Annotated in this window: 10 protein-coding genes; 5 read left to right on the top strand and 5 right to left on the bottom strand. The window is 71.1% G+C overall.

All coding sequences use genetic code 11. From position 1 onward, the window contains the following. Positions 1-5: 5 nt before the first annotated feature. From OCJ37_RS03155 to OCJ37_RS03140, 4 genes are all read right to left on the bottom strand, one after another. Positions 6-3,383 (bottom strand): Ig-like domain-containing protein, encoded by a 3,378-nt coding sequence (locus OCJ37_RS03155; RefSeq protein WP_263112259.1) that lies wholly within the window; start codon positions 3,381-3,383, stop codon positions 6-8. Next, the gene (locus OCJ37_RS03150; RefSeq protein ID WP_263112258.1) at positions 3,380-11,017 is read right to left on the bottom strand and encodes an SdrD B-like domain-containing protein; all 7,638 of its coding nucleotides are present in this window, start codon (positions 11,015-11,017) and stop codon (positions 3,380-3,382) included. Before OCJ37_RS03150 ends, OCJ37_RS03155 begins: the two co-directional genes overlap by 4 nt. A gap of 722 nt (positions 11,018-11,739) precedes the next feature. After that, the gene (locus OCJ37_RS03145; RefSeq protein ID WP_263112257.1) at positions 11,740-12,453 is read right to left on the bottom strand and encodes a response regulator transcription factor; all 714 of its coding nucleotides are present in this window, start codon (positions 12,451-12,453) and stop codon (positions 11,740-11,742) included. A 72-nt stretch (positions 12,454-12,525) separates the two neighbouring features. Next, positions 12,526-13,923 (bottom strand): sensor histidine kinase, encoded by a 1,398-nt coding sequence (locus tag OCJ37_RS03140; RefSeq protein ID WP_263112256.1) that lies wholly within the window; start codon positions 13,921-13,923, stop codon positions 12,526-12,528. A gap of 417 nt (positions 13,924-14,340) precedes the next feature. Between OCJ37_RS03140 and OCJ37_RS03135 the strand changes: the two genes are divergently transcribed. Then, entirely contained in the window at positions 14,341-15,108 is a 768-nt protein-coding gene (locus OCJ37_RS03135; RefSeq protein WP_263112255.1) for a nuclear transport factor 2 family protein, read from the top strand. Positions 15,109-15,165: 57 nt separating this feature from the next. Here OCJ37_RS03135 and OCJ37_RS03130 read toward each other — a convergent pair whose 3' ends face one another. Continuing rightward, positions 15,166-15,690 carry a hypothetical protein gene (locus tag OCJ37_RS03130; RefSeq protein WP_263112254.1) on the bottom strand — a complete coding sequence of 175 codons (525 nt, stop codon included), beginning with the start codon at positions 15,688-15,690 and terminating at the stop codon, positions 15,166-15,168. 452 nt (positions 15,691-16,142) lie between these two features. Here OCJ37_RS03130 and OCJ37_RS03125 point away from each other — a divergent pair, with 452 nt between their 5' ends. From OCJ37_RS03125 to OCJ37_RS03110, 4 genes are all read left to right on the top strand, one after another. Continuing rightward, entirely contained in the window at positions 16,143-16,997 is an 855-nt protein-coding gene (locus OCJ37_RS03125; RefSeq protein WP_263112253.1) for an IclR family transcriptional regulator, read from the top strand. 105 nt (positions 16,998-17,102) lie between these two features. Further along, a complete protein-coding gene (locus OCJ37_RS03120; RefSeq protein WP_263112252.1) occupies positions 17,103-18,503 on the top strand; it encodes an MFS transporter in 1,401 nt (466 codons plus the stop codon). A gap of 143 nt (positions 18,504-18,646) precedes the next feature. Further along, positions 18,647-19,576 (top strand): dihydrodipicolinate synthase family protein, encoded by a 930-nt coding sequence (locus tag OCJ37_RS03115; protein ID WP_263112251.1) that lies wholly within the window; start codon positions 18,647-18,649, stop codon positions 19,574-19,576. A 279-nt stretch (positions 19,577-19,855) separates the two neighbouring features. Next, entirely contained in the window at positions 19,856-21,160 is a 1,305-nt protein-coding gene (locus tag OCJ37_RS03110) for a carbohydrate porin (RefSeq protein ID WP_263112250.1), read from the top strand. The last annotated feature ends 220 nt before the right edge of the window (positions 21,161-21,380 follow it).

The following is a 21,380-nucleotide window of genomic DNA, read 5'->3' as shown; positions in this document are numbered from 1 at the left end:
ATTCCTCAGCGCGCCGGGTCGCGGTAACGGACCGGATCCCGGCGGAACAGGTCTTCGTCGAATTTGAAGCGCAGGCGCAGGAACGCGCCCTGCTGGGTGTACTCGTAGCCGGACAGGTCGCGGTCGCCCTCGAAGCCGGACCAGTTGTAGCCGGCCGACAGCCACAGGTTCTGGCGCAGCAGCCGGCCCACTTCCAGGCCGTAGGCGTACTGGTTGGAACCGAGCTGGCCACGGAAGGTGGAGCCGAGCACGCCGATGTCCCAGTTCTCGGTGATGTCGTAGACCACGCGCGCGGACACCAGCACCGCATGGAAGCGGCTGTCCACGCGGCCGCCGTCGGCATAGGCGAAGCGGTCCTGCTGCCACTTGCCGGCCACGCGCCCGGTCAGCCACCACGGCCGCGACGGATGCCAGTCGGCATGGGTGGAGACGATGTGCGCGCGGCTGCTGATGTCCTGGCTGCTGCCGTCCACCGCCTGCCCGTCGAGCAGGGTCAGCCCGCTCTCGTCGCGTTCCAGCTTGTACTCGTAGCGGGCCAGCGCGTTGATCCGGTTGGTGTCGGTATCGCGGTAGGCCACGCCCAGCTGGAAACGGTTCTGCAGCACGTCGCCGCGGGCGGCGTAGTTGGTCTGCAGCAGGTAGTTGCGGCCGAGCAGGGTCCAGTCGCGGCTGAGCTTGCGCGCCAGCATGAACTGCACCAGCGTGGTGTCGAAGGCCTCGTCGGTCTCGGTCTCGGCGACGTCGCCGCTGATGCGGTGCTCCACCCTCACCGAGCCGCGCCACAGCGGGTTGGCGCTGTAGTCCAGCGCCAGCGCCAGGCCGGTGGCATCGCCGGTGTTGCCGTCGTAGATCTTGACGTGTTCGGCGGAGCTGCTCAGGCGCAGGCCTTCGCGCACGTCCCAGGTGTTGCGGATGCCCGAGGCGGCCTGCACATCGCGGCCGCTGATCGCATCGCGCATGCGGTACTCGGAGAACGCCTGGGTATCGCGCACGTAGCTGCTGTCGATGCCGAACACCAGCGCATCGGCCTCGCGGTCGGTGGTGGTGATGCCGTAGGCGCTGGTCAGGCCGGTCTGCTTCTCGTAGCGGCCGTACAGGCGGCTGCGTTCCAGCACCTGGTAGTCGACGCCGGCGGCGACACGGTTGCGGTCCTCGCCGGACACGCTCTGCTCGTACTCGGCGCCCAGCGACAGCTTGGTGCCGACGCGGTAGCCGGCACCGATGCGGGCGCTGTCCGATTCCAGCCGCGTGCCGATCGGCAGGTCGCTGGCGGTGCCGGTGACCGCGCTGCTGGAGCCGATCACCGGCAGGCCGGTCAGCGGGTCCAGCGGTTGCTGGCCATAGCCGAGCGCGCCGCCGCCGGCGCCGGTGGCGAAGCCGCCGGTGAGGCCGCCGCTGTTGCCGTAGCCGGTGTCGGTGGACCACGGCGAGTACGCGCCGACCGTCTCGCGGATCGAGCGCACGCCGAAGTCCAGGGTCAGCTTCTCGGTGGCGCCCACGCGCACGCCGGCGCCGCCCGCATCGCGCTTGCCGCCATCCGGATTGCGGTCCTCGCTGCGCAGGCCTTCGACGTACAGGTCCACGCGTTCGGTCAGGTGGTACTCGAGCTTGGCGTTGTACTCGCCGCGCCCGCCGAACAGCGGCGAGGCCGGGTTGTTGAACGCCGGATCGGTGCGCGCGGCGAACAGGTTGGCGTCGAGCTTGTCGCCGTCGTGGCCGAACTCCACGCGCCAGGCATCGCCTTCGACGCGGCCGCTGAGGTCCTGCAGGCCCGGTGTGGCGATCTGGTTGATCGAGTTGGTGTTGATCTCGCTCTGGGTGCGCGCGAATTCCGCCACCAGCGCCGTGTTGGGCCCGAAGCGGTAGCCGGCGTTGGCGCTGCCCATGCGGAACTCGGCGAACGGGTTGCGGTCGTCCACCACTGACGCGCCGACTTCCAGCGCATTGGTCAGCCGCAGCTGGCCGTCGGCGCCGTACACCCAGAAGCGCTCGGTGCCCTGGTCCAGTTCGTAGGTGATGCGCAGCGAGACCGGGTTGAGGTTGCTGTCGTAGGCGGACAGGAACTGGTTGAGCAGGATGCGCCCGGAGAACGGCTCGAAGCTGTAGTCCACCAAGCGCGCCAGCGGCTGCACCGAGACGATGCGCGAGGGCTGGTTGCGGTCGCGCACCACCACTTCCACGCGCTCGCTGCCTTCCAGCACCGCGTTGTTGCGCAATGCGTACGGGCCGCTGCCCTGGCTGGCGAATTCCTCGATCACCTGGCGCAGCGAGTCCTGGATGGCGAACACGTTGGTGCGCACGCGCTCGTTCTCGTAGTGCCAGCCCAGGCCGGTGGCGGTGCGGTTGTAGGTGCCCAGGCTGCGCTGCGGCATGCTGCTGCGCGCGCCGATGCCGGTCGCGGTGGCCAGCGTGTCGCCGGTCTGGAAATCGCCGTACAGCAGGTAGCTGCGGCGGTTGTCCACGCGCACGTACAGGCGCTCGGCCGAACGCGCGTCGAAGCCGCGCAGCGAGGAGTCGCCGTACACCGGGTAGAACTCTTCCGGCTGGATGTCGCGCAGCAGGCGCCCGCGCACTTCCTTGTCCGAGTCGTAGGCGGCGGTGAGCAGGTACTCGCCCTTGATCCGGCCCTTGACGAAGAACGCGGTGCGCGCCGAGGCGTTGGCCTTGCCGTTGTTGAACTGCTTCTCCCAGCGGCGGATGTCGCGCTCGAACACGTCGTCATGGTCGACCGGGGCGATCAGCCCGCTGTTGTCGCGGCGGCGGAAATTGACCACGCCCTCGATCAGGCCGGTGGCGATCATCTCGCGCATTTCCGGCACGAAGCCGATCGTGCCCTCGGCGCTGTGGCCGCCGGCGGTGACCCGCAGCACCACGTCCTGCGGCTGGTCCGGCGCCAGCAGGTCGAACTCGGCCACGCCGTCGCGCACCGGCAACTGCACGCCGGGGGTGACCTTGTCGGCATCGGCCGCGCCCGGCCCCAGCTCGTCGGTACGCGAACCCGGCAGCAGGATGCGTCCGCCGGTGTGCTCGATGGTGGCGAAGTGCTCGCCCTGCAGCGGCTTGCCGGCGTCGTCGAGCAGGCGCACGGTCACGTGCACCGGGCTCTGGCCGTCGGCCGGCGCGCCGTCGCGGTCGACCTCGACCTGCACCTGGTCCATGCCCTGCCCGGCGCGCGCGTCGAGCGAGCCCGAACGCGGCGCCAGGGTCTGCGCGGCGGCGTCAGCGCTGCCCGGCGTGCGCGGGTACAGCGTGCCGGCCTCGCCCAGCACCGGGGTGAAGCGGCTGCTGCCGACGCTCTGCTGGGCCAGCGCCGGCAGCGCGGCCAGGGCGCAGGCCAGCAGGGTCAGCCGCGGCAGGCGGCGCGTCGTGACGGGCCGGCTCATGGCTGCACCTCCGCAGGAACGGTGACATCGGGCGGCGGCGTACCGCGTGGCTTGACGATCGGCGACTGCGCCGCCGAGTCGGTGGCCTGCTGCGGCGCGCGCGCCGGCTTGCTGCTGAAGCGCAGCGGCGCCTTGCCGGTCTCGGTCTCCGGTGCGCGCACCTCGCCCTGCGTGCGCCGCGCCTTGACCTGCTCCAGCACCGGGTTGGAACAGCTGCCCTCGATGAAGTCGGCGCGATGCAGCTCGCCGTTCTTGAGATCGATGAACAGGCTGTCGGCGTCGCCCAGGTTGCGGTTACTGCTGGTGGTCAGGCGCGCGCCCTGCGGCAGCGTGCTGGCGTCGACCTTCAGCGTGTGGCTCTGCGGCGGCAGGCCGCAGTAGCTGTACTTGCCTTCCGAATCGCTGATCACCCAGGTGCCGTCCTCGAAGTACAGGCGCACGCCGGGAATGCCGATCTCCTCGCGGTCCTGCACGTGGTTGACGTTGCAATCCACGAATACCTTGCCCAGCACACAACCCTCCTCGGTGAACACGCCGCCGGTGACGCGCACGCGGTACTGCGCCTGGTTGGACGGCAGCGCGCCGGAGCGCGGCTGCAGCGACACCGGATCCACGCAGCCGCCGGCGATCGAGCAGCCATAGGCCTGGGCGCGGTTGATGCCGTCGCCCTGCTGGGCGCCGACGCCGACGCGGACGCGGTAGGTCAGCGCGATCTGCTGGCCGACCTGGATCGGGCCGGCGCTGAAGCCCAGCGTCGGGCCGGGCTTGCCCAGCGGTTCTGCCACGGCCACGCCGTTGGCGCGCGCGGTGCCTTCGATGTAGGTGAAGCCGCGCGGCAGGCGATCGACCACGTTGACCATCTGCAACGGATTGCCGGCGGTCTGGCGGATGGTGATGGTGTATTGCACGGTGTCGCCCACTTCGGCGGTCTGGCGGTCGCCGGTCTTGGTGATGGCCAGTCCGGTGGCCACCGCGGTGTCCAGCGGAATGTGGTTGTGGACGATGCCGGCGGTGGCCGACCCGGCGAACAGCCGCAGGTAGTACTGGGTCGCGGTGCCGACCGGACCGGTCGGCGCCAGCGCGTTGGGCTGCACCTGGTAGTTGCTGCCCACCGCGCCGGGCGGCGACAGCGAGTTGCCTTCGGCCGGGATCAGCGTGGAGACGAACACGTAGCCGCCCGGCGGGGTCACCGTCAGCTCGAACTCGCAGCGCGCCGGCGCCGCCGGGCCGAACAGGAACTGGTAGTAGCCGTCGTTGCCGACGGTCATCGACACCGCGTTGCCGTTGATGCGGTAGCCGCCGGCCGCGGTGTTGAGCAGGCTGGTGGCCGGGTCGTAGCCGGCGCAGACGCCGACCGGGGCCAGGGTGACGATCGCACCGGGCACCGGGTCGCGGGTGACCGCGTCGTAGACCACGCCCGACGGATCCACCGGCAGGCTCTGCTGCGGCAGGTTCTCGCCGGCCTTGAGCACCACTTCCAGCTGGCTGACGCCGCCGTCGCTGACCCGGCACGAACTGGCGCTGCCGTTGCTGATCGCCGCGTCGGCCGCGCACGGGGCGGCGGCGCCGGCAGCGGTCTCGCCGCTGACCGGGAACGCCCAGATCACCCCGGAGCTCGGATCGCGGAAGCGGATGTGCCACTTCTGCCCGGGGATCACGTCGCCGAAGCGGTAGCTGCCGTCGGCGGCGCTGAGCGTGGTCCTGACCACCTGGCCGCTGGTCGGATCGACCAGTTCGACGATCCAGTTCTGCAGGCGGCGATCGCCGCCGTCGAGCAGGGTGTCGTCGTTGCCGACGTCGAACCAGACCGTGCCCGTCACCGAGGCCGCCAGCTGCACCTGCGTCGGCAGGCGGCAGGCGTTCTGGATGATCGCCGGATCGCACACCGGCAGCTGGGTCACGTCGCCGTCGAACGCGCCGCGCTCGGCCGGGGTCGGGCCGTGCGAGGCGTCTTCGCCGCCGCCCTGCACCAGCACCGCGTTGTTGACCGGGTTGCCGGTGGCCGCGGCCGCGCCCACCGCGACCTGCACCTGGATGCGGTCGCTGGCGGTCTGCCCGGGCGCGATCAGCGTGCTGGCGTCGCAGCTGAAGCGGTCGGCACCGACCGCGCCGGCGCAGGTCCAGCCGCTGCCGGTGGGCAGCGCCGCCAGGGTCACGCCCGGCGGCAGGCGGTCCTGCACCTGGTACACGCCGGCGGTCGGACGCGGGCCGATGTTGCGCACGCTGATGGTGTAGGTGGCGGTGTTGTTGACGGTGAACTTGACCGGGTCGGCGATCTTGCTGACGACCAGGTCCGGGGTGTTGGCGATCTCGCCGAAGTTGTTGTCGATCGACTGCGCGCCCGGGGCCAGGACCACCGCCGAAATCGCCGACGGCACGGTTTCGCGCGGGGTCGCCACGCCGCGCGTGGCGCCGCCGACGGTGCCCGCGGTGGTGATGCCGTTGCGGGTGTCGGCCGGCTGCTCCGGTTCGGTCACCGTGTAGGTGCCCGGACGCAGGTTCTCGAAGCGGTAGTTGCCCTGCGCGTCGGTCTGCACGGTCAGCTGCACCGCGGCGCCGAGGTCGTCGGTGCCGGTCAGCACCACGCGCACGTTGCCGATGCCGGTCTCGTCGCTGCCGACCACGCCGTTGTCGTCGTTGTCGTAGTAGACGCGGCCGGACAGCGAGGCCGCCTGCACTTCGCCGAAGTCGTAGTGCTGGCCCTGCTGGTTGGCGCCGAGCACGATGGTGGCGATCGCCGACGGCGTGGTGGCCACGTCGGTGGCGGTGCCGCCCTTGTCGCCGGGCACGGTCTTGCCGTTGAGGGTGCCGGTCGGCTGGGTCGGTTCGGTCACCGTGTAGGTGCCCGGCAGCAGGCCGATGAAGCTGTAGTTGCCGGTCGCGTCGGTCTTGGTGGTCAGGTTGACCGCCTGGCCGTTCTGGTCGGTGCCGGTCAGCACCACGTCCACGTCGGCCAGGCCGGTCTCGGTCGGGTCGATCACGCCGTCGTTGTCGTCGTCGCGCCACACCCGTCCCTGGATCGCGCTGCCGCTGGGGTTCTCGCCGAAGTTGAACTCGGTGCCGTCCAGGCCCGCGTCCAGCTGGATCTGCGAGATGCGATCGGTGGTGGCCGCATCCGGGCCGCCGGGGGCGGCCACCGCGGTGCCGGCCACGCAGGTGCCCGGCGCGCACGCCGCGCCGCCGATCTGGCCGGGATTGATCGCGCTGGGACGGTTGCTGTACTGCCCGGCCGGCAGCGGCTCGCGCACGCTGTAGGTCAGGGTCGGATCCAGGTCGTCGAAGCGGTAGACGCCGTTGCCGTCGGTATTGGTGGTGGCCAGCACCGCGCCGGTGACGGCGTTGAGCAGTTCCACGGTGGCGCCGGCGATCGCCGGGTCGCCGCCGTCGCGCACGTTGTTGAAGTTCAGGTCGGCGTAGACCCGGCCGGACAGGCTGGGGCGGCGCACTTCCGGGAAGTCGTAACGCACCGCCGCATCGGTCGCGCCGACCGGGATCGCGGTGTAGCTGGAGTTGGGGCTGCCGGCGGCATAGGTGCCGCCCAGCGACGGCGCGCTGGCGCCGGCGACCGGCGGATCCACCGGGCCGTTGCGATAGCCGGCCGGCTGGGTCTGGGTCAGCGTGTAGCCGCCCGCGCCGGCGGCCGACAGGTTGTCGAAGCTGTAGCTGCCGTCGGCCGCGGTGGTGGTGCTGCGGTTGACCGCATTGCCGTAGGCATCGGTGCCGGTCAGCACGATGGTGACGCCGGCGATGGCCGGTTCGCCGCCCTGGCGGACGCCGCCGTTGGCGCCGGCGCGGTCGCGGTCCTCGAACACGGTGCCGGCCAGCGACGCCCGCGTGACCAGGATCGGCACGGTGGAGGTGTTGTTCGGCGGGACGCGATCGACCTGCTCGGTGGTGATGGTCGCGGTGTTGTTGATCGCCGACGCGCCCGGGTAGGTATCCCAGCGCACCGGCACCACGATGCGCAGCTTGCCGCCGACGGTGACGTCGCCGAGGTTGCAGGTCAGCGTGGCCGAGGCCTGGGTGCAGTTGCCGGTGCCGTTGGGCACCTCGCCACCGCCGCCGCCCGGGATCGGGCCCTTCTTCTGCCAGGTCACCTGGCCGACGACCACCAGCCCGGCGGGCAGCGTGTCGCTGACCACGGTGCCGGTGCCGTTGAGCGGGCTGCTGCCGCTGCGGTCGCGCGACAGGCTCGCGCCGGGGCCGTTGTTGATGCCGTCGATGACGTAGAAGAACGGCTGGCGCAGGCCCACCGACGTGGCGTTGGCCGGCAGCGCCACATCCGGATCGGCATCGGGCGTGGCGGTGATCACGTGCTTGCTCACGCCCACGTCGGCCGAGGCGCGGATCGTGGTTTCCTGGCTGGCGCCGTTGTTGGCGGTGTTGCTGTCTGTCTCGGCGGACGTGGCCTGGGCCAGGTTGCTGACCGTGTCGCCGGCCGCGCCGGGCGGGGTGTCGTAGCGGTAGCGCAGGTACAGCGTGCTGGTCTGGCCGGACGCGACCACGCCGGCGACGTTGTTGCTGAAGCCGATGCCAGGCATCAGGCAGTTCAGCACCTGCACCGCGCCCACGGTCGGGTTGCTGCCGGAGGTCACCGAACAGGCGGCCGGGTCGAAGGTGCCGGTGGGCGTGGCCGAGGCGCCGATGAAGGTGACGGTGCGGCCGGACGGCGGGGTGAAGGTGTCGGCCAGGCGCACGTCGGTGGCCACCGACGGGCCGTTGTTGCGGATCGTGATCCGGTAGGTGATCAGGTTCGCGGCAGGATTGGTCGCGTCGAAGCCGAGCGGATCCACGCCGCCGGTGAAGCCGGTGTCCACCTTGTTGGTGATCAGGTCGACCTGGCCGGCCTCGAACGGCAGCTGCGCGCTCTTGCTGTCGTCGCTGGTGTCGGTGTTGAAGTCGTAGGTGTTGCCGTCGCCATCGGTGCCCGCGGTCGGGTCGCCCGTGCCGTCGCCATCGAGGTCCACCACGAAGTCGGCGGTGTTGTCGAACTGGCGGCCGGTGTTGCCGCTGTTGACGTTGGGCCGGATCACCACCTGCAGGGTTTCGGTCTGCTCGTTGGTGAGCGAGGGCAGCGCCGGGCACTGCACGGTGACCTGCGCCGGCGCGCCGGTCGGGTTGGCGTAGGAGGTGCCGCCCGCGTCGACGGTGACGGTCACCCCGGCGCCGGCGGTGGCGGTACAGGTGCGGGTTCCGGCGCCGGTGCGCTGCGCGGACACCAGCACGAAGCCCGAATCGTTGGCCGGCAGGGTGAACACGTCGCGGAAGATCACCCCGGGCACCGTCGACGGGCCGCGGTTGATGTAGGACATCACGTAGGTGGTGTTGACGCCGGCGCGGCCGGGCGTGCCCGAGGAGATGGTCTTGGCGGTGGTGGCGACGTTGGCCACGCGCGCGATGCGGATCCAGTCCGAGGCCTGGTTGTTGTTGCCGTTGAGCTCGCCCACCGAACCGGCCACGGCCGCATCGATGCCGACGCCGGCGGTGTTGCAGAACGCGCCGCTGATGGCGGTGCCGCCGCAGGTGCCGGCGGCCTGGTTGAAGCTGTCGAACAGCGCGCGCTGGACCTGGATGACGATCTGCGCGGTGGCGCCGTTGGCCAGCGCGGTGGTGCCGGAGCGGCAGACCACCGAGGCGCCGTTGATCGTGCAGATCCAGCCGGCCGGGGTGGTGGTCACGCTGATCTGGGTGCGGCCGTTGACGAAACCGGGAACGGTGTCGTTGACCACCACGCCGGTGGTGCTGTCCGGGCCGTTGTTGGTGACGGTCAGCGTGTAGCTGAGCGTGTCCTGGTTGGCCGCCAGCACGTTGTCGCCGTCGCCGGCGCCATTGGTCCGCTTGGCGATGGACAGGTCGGCGCGCTCGTCGGTGGTGCGGGTGCCCGCGCCGGAGCAGTCGTTGTCGGTTTCCGGATCGCGGTCGATGCCGTTGCCGGTCAGCGGCTCGATCGAGCCGCCGGAGCCGCCGGTACAGGCGTTGTTGAGCAGATTGGCCGAGGAACTGCGCGCACGCGTCAGCAGCTGCAGGGTCGGCGCCTGCGCGCCCACCGCCAACGGCAGCGAACCGGCGCCCAGGTCGCAGGTCACGTGCTGCACGCTGGCGCCGCTGTAGGCCTGGTCGACCACGCAGGTCCACGCGCCGGCGGCGAACGCCACGCCCGGCTGCGCCACGCTGCCGTCCGGCTGCAGCAGTTCTTCGCCGGTCGCCAGCGTATCCACCGTCTGCACCTGGCCGGTCGCCGGGCGCGGGCCCATGTTGCGCACGACGATGGTGCTGGTCATGCGGCTGTCCAGATCGCTGCCGATGCCGCTCCACACCGGCACCAGCGCCGGCGTCTTGGTCTTGTTCATCGACAGGTCGGCGCCGTCGGCGAGCACGGTGAAGGTGGTGCTGCCGGTGTTGTCGGCGTTGTTCGCATCCGGGGTGTCGGCGCTGGCGGTGGCGCTGTTGGTGACGTCGCCGCTGCTGTTGGTGCCGGACGCCGGCACCGTGCTCTCGATGGTGAAATCGGCCACGGCGCCGACCGCCAGGCTGCCGTTCAGCACGCAGGTGCGGGTGGCGTTGCCGTTGCTGTTGGTGCAGGTCCAGCCGGCCGGCGCGGTGCCGCCGGTGGCCAGGAAGCCGGTCGGCAGGTTGTCCACGAAACGCGGATTGACCGCGGCGCTCGGGCCCTGGTTGCGCACCTGGATGTTGAAGGTGACCGGCTGGCCGGAGATCGCCGGCGAGGGGTTGACGCTCTTGCTCAGCGCCAGGTCGGCGCCAGCGCTGACCGTGGTGGTCACGCTGCCGGTGTTGTTGTCGGGCAGCGGATCGGGCGTGCCGCCGGCTTCCACCCGCGCGGTGTTGATGATGTTGCCGCTGGCGGCGGTGACGCGGGCGCGGAAGGTGAAGCTGCTGCTGCCGCCGTTGGCCAGCGCGCCGGCGTGGGTGGCGGTCATGCTGCCGCTGTTGAAGGTCCAGCCGCTGCCGCTGAAGCTGTTGGCCACGTACTGCACCGCGGCCGGCAGCGTGTCGATCACGCTGAAGCCGGCCGAGGCGCTGGGCCCGGCATTGCGCACGGTGACGGTGTAGGTGACCTCGGCGCCGGCGACGACGGGGTTCGGCGTGGCGGTCTTCTCCACGCTCAGGTCGCCCGCCGATTCCAGCGTGGTCGCTTCCAGGCGGCGGTTGTTGGCCGCGTTGCTGTCGCCGGCGAAGAACGCATCGGCATCGGCCAGCGAGGCGATCGGCGTGCTCGCCGCCGGCAGGCCGGTTTCCACGCCGATCGCGCCGCGGATCTCGATCGTGCCCGGGGCCAGGCCGACCGTGCTCACCGGCAACTGGAAGGTCACCGGCGCGCCGTTGGAGGAGAAGGTGCCGACCAGGGTGCCGACCCGGCACTCGATGCGCTGCGCATTGCCGGCGGCCACGCTGCAGGTGGCCGGCAGCGGCGCGCCGGCCTGGGCGCCGGCGGGCAGATCGAAGATCACCACCGCGTTGTTGACCGTGTCGGCGGCGCTGTTCTCGACGGTGACGCTGTAGACCACGCTGCCCCCGGCCGGCGTGGGATCGTAGCCGGTGTCGGACAGGTTGGTGATCTGCAGGTCCGCGGCGGCCGCCAACGCAGGCGCGGCCAGCAGCAAGATGGCCATCATCAGCCGCAGGCTTCGCCCCGACGACGCCGTGGCTCGGTGGTCGCCGCGGGCGACACGCGCCCACGCCCGCAACGCAGCCGCACGGCTGCCGCGCATCAGATCAGTCATTTGCCTCTTTCTCCCCAAGCATTCAAACCGGACCCACGAACCGGCGCCCCAGGCCTAGGCCGCGGGGCGCGCTGACGATCGGGATCGGAACCCACTCCGAACGCGCAGGCAGGGCCTGCCGGTGTGGTGGCGCGGATTCTGCGCAGGGAGGCGCAGGCAGTCAGTAGCAGCTGTTCGCGCCCCCTCTCACTTCCTCACACCTGCCGCGAGACGCATGCCGCAATGGCAATGGGACGCCGCCCGTGGACGGACTGTGACGAGCGGAGGGACGCCGGTGCGCACGGCGAAACCCGCAATCTGTCTACCGATCGCGCAGCCTCGGGGCCGCGGTCCATGCGCGAATGCGGGATATCAAGGGATGTTTGACGCGATGGCGCGCCGGCGCGGCGCCATGCCGGCGCCTGGTTGGTGGTGCGGTGCGCCGCGGCAGGCGGGCCGCCGGTCCAAGGCGCGCGGCCGCCGGGACGCCGAACACGGCGCTTCGAAAAGCCACGCTTGGGCGCCCACCGGTCGGCGGCGTTCGGTCGCCTGGAGGATGCGGGCCTTCGCCCCTTCGCCCGCCGGCCGCACATGCGCCGACCACGGCGCGGCCTACTCCGATCGGGTCGGCGGGCCTACGCCTCGCCCAGCAGATACCCCTGCCCGCGCACGGCGCGCAGCGGCAGCGTCGCCGCGGTGGCGGCGGTCACCCGCGCGCGCAGCCGGTGCACCAGCACCTCCAGGCGGTGCGGATCGAAATCCCACGGCGCATCGGTGACCGCGGCGATCAGCGTGTCGCGGTCCACCGGCGCGCCGCGTTGCGCGAACAGCGCCTTCAGCAGGCCGCGTTCGGCTTCGGTCAGCGCCAGCGTGCGCGCGCCCGGGGCGAACAGCGTCCAGCCGTCGTCGCTCAGCCGCCAGTCCTGCACGGCCGGCGACGCGGACGGCGCCGCCGGCTGCAGGCGCCGGCGCAGGTTGGCCAGCGCGGCGATCAGCAGCTCCACGTCCAGCGGCTTGACCAGGTACAGGTCCGCGCCCTGCATCAGGCCGCGGGTCATGTCGGTGTTCGCGCCGCGGCCGGTGAGCATCACGATGCCTGCCTGCGGCACGATCTGCCGCAGATAGCGCGCCACCGAATAGCCGTCCTCGCCCGGCAGCCCGACATCCAGTACCACCAGCTCGCAGGTATCGCCCAGCAGGTGCCGGTACAAGGCCTCGGCGCTGCCGAACCCCAGCACCCGTGCGCCTTCGTGGCGCAGCTCGTCGACGACGATCGCGCGCAGTTCCGGATCGTCCTCCACCACCGCGATCCGCACCCCGGCCAGCACCAGCCCCGGCGACGCGCTCATCGCCGGCACGTCCCGAACGGCGGCAGCCACGCGCACGGCGCGCACTGCATGCGGCACGCGCACGCCACGCGGCTAGCCCTCCACGCCTTTCGCGTCCGCCAGCGCAGGCGGCTGCGCCTGCCCGTGCGGAAAGCTCAGCACGAACGCGGCGCCGGCGCCGGTCTCGGCGTCGACCCAGATGCGCGCGCCATGCCGCTGCATCAGCCCGTTGGCCATCGCCAGGCCGAGCCCGGTGCCGTGGCCGACCGGCTTGGTGGTGAAGAACGGCTCGAAGATCTTTTCGCGCAGGGCCGCGGGAATGCCCGGGCCGGTATCGCGGCACTGCAGCCAGGCCTCGCCGCCGACGCGCCGCCCGTGCAGGGTCACCGTGCCGCCGTGCTGCATCGCATCGTCGGCGTTGGCGACCAGGTTGAGCAGGATCAACTCCAGCTGCTGCCGGTCGAAATGCACCTGCAGCCCGGGCGGCACCTGCACCTCGAGCGCGATGCCGGGCTTGAGCGCCTGCTTCAGCAGCGGCTGCAGCGTCGCCACCAGTTCGCCGAGATCCAGCGCCTCGGCATGGCTCTCGTCCTGGCGGCTGAAGCTGAGCAGCTTCGCGCTGAGCGCGGTGGCGCGCCTGGCCGCCGCTTCAACGCCATCGAACGCCGCGCCGACCGCCTGCGCATCGCTGGCGCGGCGTCCCTGGCGCACGTAGCCCAGCACCAGACTCAGCAGGTGGTTGAAATCGTGGTTGAGGCCGGAGGCGAGCCGCGCCACCGCCTCCACCTTCTTGGCGTTCACCAGCTGCTCTTCGATCCGCTGCCGCTCCTGCACTTCGCGCCGCAGCGACTCGTGCGCGATGCCCAGCTGCTCGGCGCGCGCCTGCGCCTCGCGCAGGCTCTGCCGCAACGCGGCCGAGGTGCGGTCCAGCACCACCGCGATCAGCAGGAAGATGACGCCGCTGATGACGGCATCGCCGATGTAGTCCCGCGGCTTGCCGTTGCCCAGGTCCACGTACGTTCCGAGCGCGAACGACAGCAGCACCGCGGCGAACATCATCCACAACGCCGGCCGCCCCACCGCCAGCGCGGCGATCGCCATCGGCACCACCAGCACCGGCTGCTCGAAGCGTTGCCCGCCGAATCCGCTGGCGGCGTAGCTGGCCAGCACCGAGATCGCGAACACGCACAGCGTCTGGTAGGCCGCCCAGCGGAACCGGCCGAAACGGATCAGCACCACGCCCAGCAGCGCGACCGCGCTGAACAGCACGCTCAACGCCAGGCTGGTCAGTTCGCCGGGACGCCACGCATCCGGCACCGCGATCGCGCGATACAGCCACGCCGCGACCGGCAAGGTCCCGAACAGCAACAGCACCACCTGGAACATCGGCGCATTGCGCAGATCCACCGGATCGGCGATCGGCACCGCACGCAGCCACCTGGCCGGGCCGTGCAGCAATCGTTTGAACGTCCCACCGCCTTGCGTCAGCACCGCCAACCGCTCCTCCCCTCGCACCCCTGCGGGGCCAGTATGCGACGATTGCACAACCGACGCACCTGCGCGCGAATGCACGATCGTCCGTCGTCTTCGCGACATGTGGCCGCATGCAGGCCACGCGACGCCGCCCCCTGGCGCAGGACATGGTAACCGCATTGCGCAACGCCAGCGCCGGCGTGCGGCGCGCCTGCGATCGCAGCTGGGCCGCGCAGCGCTCCCGGCACCCTCGCGTTTACGGCTGTCGCACACCTTGGCGACGCCGGCCTTCACCGCTGCACTCCGGCGCACTGTGGCCGCCGCGCAGCCTTCACCGCGACCGCCCGACGCCGGCCCATCCGTGCCCATGACTTGTTGCACGCGGCAGGCGCGCGGCACTGGAGTGCAATCGCGGTCCTGCTGCAGGAGTCCGCCATGCCCGTTCGCCATTTTGCGCTGTGCGCGTTGCTGGGCCTGAGCTTCGGCGCGGCCGCGGCCGACGACGAAGCGGCGGTGCGCGCCGCCGATACGCGCTACTGGCAGGCCTACAACGCCTGCGACATGGGCACGATGGGCGAGCTGCTCACCGACGACGTGGAGTTCTATCACGACAGGACCGGCCTGACCGCGACCAAGGCCGCGGTACTGCATTCCCTGCGCGATGGCCCCTGCGCCGACCCGGCGATGCACCTGCGCCGCGAAGCGGTCGCCGGCAGCGTGCAGTTCCATCCGCTGGCCGGCGGCTTCGCGCTGCTGTCGGGCACCCACCGCTTCCACGTGCAGCGCAAGGGCGAACCCGAACGCCTGGACGGGCAGGCCGAGTTCACCAACCTCTGGCAGTCGGTCGATGGCCAATGGCGCATGCGCCGCATCTACAGCTATGCGCACGCGGCGGCGGCGTACGTACCGCCCGCCACGCGGCTGACCCTGGCACCCGAAGTGCTGGCCCGCTACGCCGGCGACTACCGCGGCCAGCGCGTCGGCGACATCCGCGTGGTCGTGGAAGGCGACCACCTGAAGCTCAGCGCCGGCACGCTGGCCGTGACCCTGCGCGCCGAAGCGCCGACCCGCTTCTTTGCCGAGGAACGCGACCTGCGCTTCGTGTTCGCACCGGCGGCGCGGGCAGGCACGCGCAAGGCAGGCACGCGCCAGCTCACCGTGTACGAGAACGGCACCGTCGTCGAGACCGCGACAGCGCCGTGACGCGCGCGCACCGCGGCGCGGCGACGCCGTTGCGCGACGCCGCGCCCTGCGCAGCGGTCATGGCCGACGCAGCACCGACACCTCGATGAAATCGGCCGTGCTCCGTTTCAGGTAGACCTGATAGCCGCCCTGCCCGGGCGCCTGCACGCCGAAGCTGTCGCCCGGCGACAACCCCGCCCGCTCGACCGGCGCGCCCTCACGCGGCGTCGCCCGCAACCGCGCCCTCGCGCCGTCGTCGCCGCGCGTGGCATTGGTCACGGTCAGCGCGCCATCCCACAGGACGCGGCTATCGCCGGGCAACAGACTGAACGACATCCACGGCGCGGCGGGCGCCGGCTTGCAGGCGGCCGCCTGCGCCTCGGCCAGGCGCCGTTCGAGCGGCTTGACCTCCACGTATTGCACGAAGCCGTAGGTCCCGCCGACCAGCACCAGCACCGCCGACACTTCGGCGGCGGCGCGCTTGAACGACAGCGTCTGCCACCATTTCTGCGCAGGCGGTTGCGGCGGCGTCTGTCGATTGGTTCGGCCCATGCGCCACGCTATCGGCGCCGCGCGGCGTCTGTCTGCCAGCAACGCTTGCACTGCCGATCGCGGCGGCGTTCGTCTACACAGCGATCCGCGACCGGGCGCATCGGTCGCAGACCGGAGTAACGGCGTCTCGGCGGAGACGAGGCGCCGACGCCCCGCGCCGAACCATCGGAGCGTCCTGTGCCGATCGTCATCGGGTCGCCATCGGCGATTCCAGCCGCTGCGCGAACGTCGAGCGCGTGCTGCCGGCGCAGCTGCATCCCCGACAGCGGCCCGCAGATCCAGGGCATGAAGGCCAGCAGGCTTCCGCGAGCGCGACACGCGCCTCGACGGCCATGCCGCGCCGGCACGCATGCTGCGCTGCAACTTGACGTTGCAGGAGCGTCTGGCGAACCTTGGCATGTACTTACGAAATAATTTTCGCAATCCGAAACATGCTTGTCAAGCGACGCCATCACGCCGGTTCGGCAAGCTGGCGCCATACGACGGCCACCAGGAATGTGCAGATGACCAAGACGATCTCCCCAGGCGCGCCCGATCCCGCCGCCGACGACGGCGACGAGGCGGCGGACAAGAAGCTGCGCAGCACCGTGCAGTCGCTGGCCAAGGGCTTCCGGGTGCTCGAGGCGTTTTCCTCCGAGCACGAGGAACTGTCGCTGAGCCAGATCGCGGCGTTGGCCCGGCTCGACCCCGGCACCACGTTCCGCATGCTCAACACGCTGGTCGAGCTGGGCTATGTGAACCGCATTCCCGAAAGCCGCCGCTTCCGGCTGACGCTGAAGGTGCTCGACCTCGGTTTCCACGCCATCGCCCGCCGCGACCTGCGCAGCGTGGTGCGGCCCTTGCTGCGCACGCTGGTCGGCGACGTCAACGAAGCGGCCAGCTTCGCCGTGCTGCAGGGCCCGGACGTGCTCTACATCGAACGCGTGCGCGCCGGCATCACCCGGCTGGGCGTGGACATCCGCATCGGCACCACCGTGCCCAGCACCCGCACCGCGATCGGCCTGGCCATGCTCGCGCACCTGTCGCCGGCGGACGTGACGCGGGTGACCGGGGTCGACGTGCACGCGCCGCACAGCCCGGAGATCGCCGCCATGCTCGGCACCTTCGAGCGCATCCGCCGCGACCGCCACGTGATCCTCGACTCGATGCTGACCGAGGGCCTGCGCGTGCTGGCGGTGCCGGTGCTGGACGCCGACGACTACCCGCTCGGCGCGATCAGCGTCGCCGCGCCGTCGGTACGCACCAGCCATGACGAACTGTTGAGCACCGCCCTCCAACCCACCCTGCTCGCGGCCAAGGACATCGCGTTCGCGATCCAGGCCAGCGGGAGCATCGCCGTGACCGCACCCAGCACCTGACCGCCCGGGCGCCCGCCCGGTTTCCCCTGCAATCCGACCGCTTCGTGGACGCTCCGGCGCCTGCGCCGGGTTCTCCTTGTCCTGTGAGAGGCAGCACCGATGCTCATGCCCACCACCACCGCCACCAACGCCGCCACCGCACGTTCGCTGCCGCCCGCCGAGGCGCAGGCGGAGATCGGCGCGCGGCTCGAACGCCTGCCCGTCACCCGCCAGGTGTGGTGGGCGCGCAACATCGTCGGCGCCGCCACCTTCTTCGATGGCTACACGGTGATCGCCATCGCCTACGCGATGCCGGTGCTGGCCAAGGAATGGCAGCTGACGCCATCGCAGATCGGCATGATCCTGTCGGCCGGCTACCTCGGCCAGTTGCTGGGCGCGGTGTTCTTCGGCTGGCTGGCCGAGCGCGTCGGCCGCCTGCACGTGCTGCTGTTCACCATCCTGCTGTTCGTGTCGATGGACGTGGCCTGCCTGTTCGCCGGCAGCGCGGCGGCGATGATGGCGTTCCGCTTCATCCAGGGCATCGGCACCGGCGGCGAAGTGCCGGTGGCCAGCGCCTACATCAACGAACTGATCGGCTCCAAGAAGCGCGGCCGCTTCTTCCTGCTGTACGAAGTGATGTTCCTGCTCGGGCTGGTCGCCGCCGGCGGCATCGGCTACTTCCTGGTGCCGGCCTATGGCTGGAAGGCGATGTTCATGGTCGGGCTGGTCCCGGCGGCGATCATGATCCCGTTGCGCTTCTTCATGTTCGAGTCGCCGCGCTGGCTGGCGTCCAAGGGCCGCTACGACAAGGCCGACGCGATCGTGTCGGACCTGGAGCGCAGCGCCGAGCGCCGCCACGGCCCGCTGCCGGCGCCGGCGTTCGACCGCAACGCGCTGCCCAAGGCGCAGCGCACGGACTGGCGCGAACTGTTCGGCAGCATCTATCTCAAGCGCACGCTGGTGATCTGGTGCCTGTGGTTCTGCTCGTACCTGGTGGCCAACGGCATCATCACCTGGCTGCCCACGCTGTATCGCCAGCATTTCGGGCTGTCGCTGCAGCAGAGCATCGCCTACGGCTTCCTCACCTCGCTGGCCGGCGTCGCCGCCGCGGTGGTGTGCGCGCTGTCGATCGACAAGGTCGGGCGCAAGCGCTGGTACGTGCTGGCCTTCGCCGCGGGCAGCATCCCGCTGCTGGCGCTGGCGATGCTGGGCGGCACCTCGGCGCTGCAGGTGCTGGTGTTCGCGGCGCTGGCCTATGCCGCGGTGCAGACCATCACCTTCTCGCTGTACCTGTATTCGGCCGAGCTGTACCCCACCCGCATCCGCGCCATCGGCACCGGGCTGGGCAGCGCCTGGCTGCGCCTGGGCTCGGCCAGCGGCCCGCTGGTGGTCGGTGCGGTCATCGCCGGCATCGGCCTGCGCTACGTGTTCGTCGCCTTCGCCGCGGTGCTGCTGGCCGGCGCGGCGGTGACGCTGCTGTGCGCGCTGGAGACCAAGGGCAGATCGCTGGAAGAACTCTCGCCCTGAGCGCCGCGATTGCCGGCGGCCTCGCCGCCGGCAACGCGGGCCGCCATCGGCAGGCCGCCGCCTGCCTGCGCCTTGCACCCCCCCCACGTCGGACGCTGCGTTCGACTCCATCCCCCGTTGATCCGAAAGAAGAGGAAATCCGCATGAGCAACATCGACCTGAAAGGTCTGGTCCCCGCGCCGGTCACCCCGTTCACCCGCGACGGCGCCGTCGACTATCCCGCCATCAAGCGCATCGGCAAATGGCTGGGCGGCATCGATGGGGTCAAGGGCCTGACCGTGCTCGGCCACGCCGGCGAAGGCACCTTCCTGGAGCGCGACGAGCAGGCCAAGGTGATCGAGGCGTTCCGCGATGCGGTCGACGCCCGCATCCCGATCATCGCCGGCATCACCCTGGAAGGCACCAAGGTGGCGGCCGACGAAGCCAAGCGCGCGGTCGCCGCCGGCGCCTCGGCCGGCCTGATCTATCCCTCGCACGGCTGGCTGCGCTTCGGCTACCAGAAGGGCGCGCCGCAGGACCGCTACAAGGCCATCCACGAGGCCAGCGGCCTGCCGATGATCCTGTTCCAGTACCCGGACGTGACCAAGGCCACCTACAACCTGGAGACGCTGCTGGAGATCGCCGCGCTGCCGGGCGTGATCGCGATGAAGAACGGCGTGCGCAACATGAAGCGCTGGGACACCGAGATCCCGGTGTTCCGCAAGGAGCGCCCGAACGTGCCGGTGCTGACCTGCCACGACGAATACCTGCTGCACACCATGTTCGACGTGGACGGCGCGCTGGTGGGCTACGGCTGCATCGCCCCGGAACCGCTGATCGAGATGATCGCCGCCGGCAAGGCCAAGGACTACGCCAAGGCGCGCGCGCTGCACGACCGCCTGCTGCCGGTGACCAAGAGCGTGTATCACCGCGGTTCGCACATGGAAGGCTCGGTCGCGCTGAAGTGGGCGCTGGCCGCGCGCGGCCTGCTCGACCACGCCACGGTGCGCTCGCCGTTGCTGCCGCTGGCCGAGGGCGCCGACAAGGAGATCGCCGAGGCGATGGCCGCCGCCGGCCTCGGCAAGGTGGGCTGACCCTGGTGTGACCCGACGCGGTGGGCCGTGCAGCGGCGCGGCCCATCCGCTGCGGCGCCGGCGCATGCGTCGGCGCCGCGCAACACCGTTGCCGCCGCGTCTTCTGCCGGTCTCCCCCCACCGCCTGCACGGCGTGCCGTGTCCGCCGCGACGGACGCGATGGCCGCGTGCGGCGCCACGACCGCAAGCGTGTTCCCTTCGCGCACCGCCGCGACGCCGCGCACCTGCCGCGCGCGCCCGGGTGCATCGACTCGTCCGTGTCCGTGGAGCCTGCGTCCCATGTCCCGATCCCGTGCTTTCGTGTCCTTCCTCGCGCTGGCGATCGCGGCCACGCTGCCCGCTGTCGCCACCGCCGCCGATACCGACACCTGGCTGGACGAACACGGCATCGCGCCGCGTTTCGTCTGGTCCAACGACTACGCGCGCAACGCCGCCGGCGGCCTGTCGCGCGGCGATCGCAACGCCGGCGGCGTGGTCGCCGGGGCCGACCTGGACCTGGAACGCCTGTTCGGCATTCCCGGCGCCACCCTGCACGCCACCGGCGCCTGGTACTACGGCGACAGCCTGTCGCAGCGCCAGATCGGCAACAGCGTCAAGGTGCAGGGCTACTGGTACCCGCAGCAACAGGCGCAGCTGGCGCAGCTGACCTGGGAGCAGGCGTTCGCCGATGGCCGTTGGCAACTGGTCGCCGGGCGCATGAACACCACCTGGCAGTTCGCGCGCAGCCGCTACGGCTGCCGCTTCGTCGGCGCGTCCGATTGCCCGTTCCAGCTGAGCCAGGCCGATGGCGGCTTCGTCGGCTTTCCCTACGTCAACTGGGGCGCGAAGCTGCGCTACAAGCCCGATGCGCGCTACGTCTCGGTCGGCGCGTTCGAACTCAATCCGCAACGCAAGAACACCAACGGTTTCGATTGGAGCACCGCCGACAGCAACGGCGTGCTGGGCACGCTGGAGGTCGGCTACGAACCCGATCCGGCGCGCGGCCAGGGCGCGCCGCGCTACCTAGCCGGCGTCTGGTACAACTCGGCCGACTACGCCGACCTGCGCTACAACCGGTCCGGCGGATTGCGCGGCCTGGCCGGCGGGCCGGCCCGCATGTACGACGGCGGGCGCTGGGGCGTCTACCTGATGGGCGAGCGCGCGCTCTACCGGCCGCAGGGGCTGGCCGGCAAGCGCATGCTGGTCGCGTTCGGCAATCTCGCCGCGCCGCTGGATGCGCGCCAGGTGTACGACCTGCAGCTCACTGCCGGCCTGTACTACGCCGGCCCGTTCGCAGCGCGGCCGAACGACGGCTTCGGCGCCATCGCCAACTACTACCGTTTCAGCGCCGACCAGCAGGGCTTCATGAACGACCTGCTGCGCAGGCGCGGCGCCGCGCCGGACATCTCGCGCAACGAGACGATCCTCGAACTCAACTACAGCTACCGCGTCGCGCAGCTGCCGCTGTCGCTGGTGCCGAACGTGCAATACATCGTCAATCCCGACATCCTGGGCAATCCGACCGCGCGCCGCGCGCCGGACAACGCGCTGGTGATCGGCCTGCGGGTGATGGTCAACATCGGCGGGCTGGGCACGCCGAAGTGATGCGGCCGCCCGCCTGCGCGGGGACGTTGGCGCAGGCGCCGGCCGGGCATTGATCGCCCGGCTCGCCGCAAGGCATCGACCAAACGCATCGCAGTCAGGCAGGAGCGCATCGCTGCGTGCCCCGCGGCGGCCTGCCGAACCAGCCGCTGAACGGCCGGCTTGAAGAACCCGCCGATCGGCATTAAATGTACGTCTGAACATTTATTTCGGACGCACCCAG

The organism is Xanthomonas sp. AM6, from assembly GCF_025665335.1.
In the GTDB taxonomy this organism is placed as follows: Bacteria; Pseudomonadota; Gammaproteobacteria; order Xanthomonadales; family Xanthomonadaceae; genus Xanthomonas_A.
This window is presented reverse-complemented; position numbering and strand designations above follow the sequence as displayed.

Excerpts from the sequence above, each read along its gene's own strand:
- OCJ37_RS03150 (WP_263112258.1), bottom strand. The coding sequence starts at position 11,017 with ATGATGGCCATCTTGCTGCTGGCCGCGCCTGCGTTGGCGGCCGCCGCG.
- OCJ37_RS03125 (WP_263112253.1), top strand. The coding sequence starts at position 16,143 with ATGACCAAGACGATCTCCCCAGGCGCGCCCGATCCCGCCGCCGACGAC.
- OCJ37_RS03115 (WP_263112251.1), top strand. The coding sequence starts at position 18,647 with ATGAGCAACATCGACCTGAAAGGTCTGGTCCCCGCGCCGGTCACCCCG.
- OCJ37_RS03110 (WP_263112250.1), top strand. The coding sequence starts at position 19,856 with ATGTCCCGATCCCGTGCTTTCGTGTCCTTCCTCGCGCTGGCGATCGCG.
- OCJ37_RS03155 (WP_263112259.1), bottom strand. The coding sequence starts at position 3,383 with ATGAGCCGGCCCGTCACGACGCGCCGCCTGCCGCGGCTGACCCTGCTG.
- OCJ37_RS03145 (WP_263112257.1), bottom strand. The coding sequence starts at position 12,453 with ATGAGCGCGTCGCCGGGGCTGGTGCTGGCCGGGGTGCGGATCGCGGTG.
- OCJ37_RS03135 (WP_263112255.1), top strand. The coding sequence starts at position 14,341 with ATGCCCGTTCGCCATTTTGCGCTGTGCGCGTTGCTGGGCCTGAGCTTC.
- OCJ37_RS03120 (WP_263112252.1), top strand. The coding sequence starts at position 17,103 with ATGCCCACCACCACCGCCACCAACGCCGCCACCGCACGTTCGCTGCCG.